This is a genomic window from Burkholderiales bacterium (assembly GCA_013695435.1).
Taxonomy (GTDB): Bacteria; Pseudomonadota; Gammaproteobacteria; order Burkholderiales; family JACMKV01; genus JACMKV01.
This window is the reverse complement of record JACDAM010000232.1, coordinates 1-2,659: the sequence shown is the minus strand read 5'-3', so window position 1 is coordinate 2,659 and position 2,659 is coordinate 1. Positions and strand designations below refer to the sequence as shown.

4 protein-coding genes are annotated in these 2,659 nt (G+C 57.2%); 2 read left to right on the top strand and 2 right to left on the bottom strand.

Features of this window, described 5'->3' with window-relative positions; genetic code table 11:
* On the top strand, positions 1-370 hold a 370-nt coding region (locus tag H0V78_11725), incomplete at its 5' end, for a helix-turn-helix domain-containing protein (GenBank protein MBA2352417.1).
* A 145-nt stretch (positions 371-515) separates the two neighbouring features.
* On the opposite strand, the gene H0V78_11720 is transcribed toward H0V78_11725, so the two are convergent.
* Complete coding sequence (locus tag H0V78_11720) at positions 516-905, bottom strand: hypothetical protein (GenBank protein MBA2352416.1); 390 nt, start codon at positions 903-905, stop codon at positions 516-518.
* Between the two features lie 310 nt (positions 906-1,215).
* On the opposite strand from H0V78_11720, the gene H0V78_11715 reads away from it, so the two are divergent.
* Positions 1,216-1,737 carry a glycine zipper 2TM domain-containing protein gene (locus H0V78_11715; protein ID MBA2352415.1) on the top strand — a complete coding sequence of 174 codons (522 nt, stop codon included), beginning with the start codon at positions 1,216-1,218 and terminating at the stop codon, positions 1,735-1,737.
* 155 nt (positions 1,738-1,892) lie between these two features.
* Here the strand turns inward: H0V78_11715 and H0V78_11710 are convergent, their stop codons facing one another.
* Positions 1,893-2,648, bottom strand: a complete 756-nt coding sequence (locus tag H0V78_11710) for an endonuclease/exonuclease/phosphatase family protein (protein MBA2352414.1) — start codon at positions 2,646-2,648, stop codon at positions 1,893-1,895.
* Positions 2,649-2,659: the final 11 nt, after the last annotated feature.

The window sequence follows — 2,659 nt, the reverse complement described above, 5'->3', positions numbered from 1 at the left end:
GGAACGGCATACTGGCGTCAACGGATTTTCCGATGCAGCAGTGCTCGCCATGCAGCGCCATGATTGGCCAGGCAACGTGCGCGAAATGATGAGCAGCGTCAGACGCGCGCTTTTGACGTGTAATGGTCGCCTGATTACGCCGCAGGATCTCGGCCTGGATAGCCGCTTTAGCCGCCGGCATATCGTTCCGCTGGAACAGTGTCGTGACACTGCTGAGAAAAACGCTATCGTGAGCGCGCTATGGAGCACCGGCGACAATGTGTCGCAGGCTGCCCTCGAGCTCGGAGTCTCGCGCATGACACTGTACCGACTGATGGAAAAATACCGAATCAGCAGGCACTGTCTGATCGCCGGAGGCTCCGGGCGTTGACCAGAGTTCCTCGACAGAGCCTCAATTTTCACCGCGCGCTGTATCACAATCGAAACACAATCGAAGCATAAATCCCTGGATTTATGCGCGATCGCACTAAAATCTGCCGTGTAAACAAAGGGTAAGCCTTCTGGCATTGCAATTGCTAATATGCTTTTAGCATACTTTCAGGCACTGCAATGGCCACCACCCCTGCTAAAATAAAATCGAAGTCGCCAGCCAAGGTTTCGGCCGATAAGCGTTCCGGAAAAAGCGGCGCTGGTGACACTCCCGTTTCAGGCAGCGCTGCGGATTGCCCGGCGCCCATGGAAATCACGGTCGTATTGTGGGACGAGCTGGGCGGCAGCAAGCGATCGAACCGCAAACCACGGCCGAAAAAGTAATCAGTGGTGTTACATAAGAGTGACAGTCTTGCGGGAACGCTATCTGGACGACCGGCGCCGCACCAGTTGATGACAAATCCTTTGGCCAAAAAAATGGGCACATCCGAAGATGCGCCCGAATACCAAAGGAGGAGAATGAAGTCAAAGAGCAATCTGCGGGATCAACTCATTGCCTTCATGGACTATAAGAGCAAGTGCAATGCCAGCTATTTTTCCCATTGAGCTTCAGACGTTTAATAAATCTCCCCAAAAAAACCGCTGCCCATTTCCGGCGCCCGGTGACGCATAACGTCGCCCCCTCTCGCCAACTCGCGGCGGGCGGCAGATGTAAGCGAGCGGTTGCCAGTTGTAAAACATTGTAACGTCGTAAACGTAACCCCCTGGCTGCGCGTCAAAGCTCCTGTGTTCAACAAAAGGAGCGACACGATGAATCGTTTGCCACTTGTCTCAGGGATATTGTTGATGTCGGCCGGCGGCATAAGCGTCGCCGCTGCGACCGATTTTACGGACACTGCCGAAGTCATTTCGGCAGCGCCGATTTATGACCGGATCAGCGAACCGCGCAAGGAATGCTGGCTGGAAACTGTCGATGATGTTTACTACGAGCCGCGCCAGGAACGGCGCTCGCTTGCCGGCCCGATTATCGGCGGCGTCGCCGGTGCTCTGCTCGGCAGTCAGATTGGCGGCGGTAGCGGCGCCAAAGTGGCGACGGGCGCTGGCGCGATAGTCGGGGCAATTACCGGCGATCGAATCAGCCAGCGTGGTTCGGGCCGCGCTTACGAAACCCGCGGAACGCGTGAGGTCGAGCGTTGCAGGACCAAGACTTCTTATCGCGAAGTCGTAACCGGCTATGACGTCGTCTACCGCTACAACGGTCACGAGGGGCGAACGCGGCTGCCGTACGACCCCGGCGATACCATCAAGGTCGGCGTTTCGGTCGGCGTCGTTGAAGGCGGCCGCTCCCATCTCAGCCGCCGCCATTGATTCGCGGACAGGTCAGAAAGAGGGCGCCCCGTTTTCATGGGCGCTCTTTTTTTTTGGAGTCGGTCCTGCAAATAAACCGTGGATCAGGTTGCCGAAGGCTGCCTGACCGTGTCAGGAAGCCGGCGCGTTGCGAGCTATGAAGCCTCAAGGCCAGTTCAGACGCGCGCGATCGTCGCAGCGAGCGCGGCATGGTCCGACATCCGCGACCAGAGCGGGCCGCAGTGGACTTCCGCCTGCTTCACAACAAAGCCTCGCACGTAAATGCGATCGAGCCGGAATACGGGTCTTTTCGCCGGATAACTGGCGGCCGGACGGCCGCCCAGAGATTCGAAAACCTCATGCAGCATCAGACGATCGCAAAGAATTTTTCCGGCGCGTCTGCGCCAATCGTTGAAGTCGCCGGCGATGACCAACGGCGCGCCGGCCGGGACCATTTTCTCGATGCGCCGTTCGAGAGCGATCAACTGCCTGGCGCGCCCGCGGGAAAACAAGCCCAGGTGGACGCACACGCAATGCAGATTTTCGCTCCAGCCGGGAATCCGGATTTCACAATGCAGCAGGCCGCGGCTTTCGAAGCGATGCGCTGAAATATCCTCGTTCTCCCAGTTCAGGATCGGGAAGCGGCTCAGAATTGCATTGCCGTGATGCCCGGAAGCGTAAATCGAGTTCTTGCCGTAGGCGAAATCGCTCCATACCGAATCGGCCAGAAACTCGTATTGCGGCTTCACCGGCCAGTGCGTGTAGCGAGCCGCATGGCGCTGGTGATCGCCCTGAACTTCCTGCAAAAAAACGACTTCGGCGCCGATCCCCTGCAACTTTTCGCGCAACTCGTGAACGATCATTCGTGCGTTGAATTGCGAAAAGCCTTTGTGAACGTTGTAGGTTGCGATTTTTAATGTTTGCATAGGCATACAGACTCGGC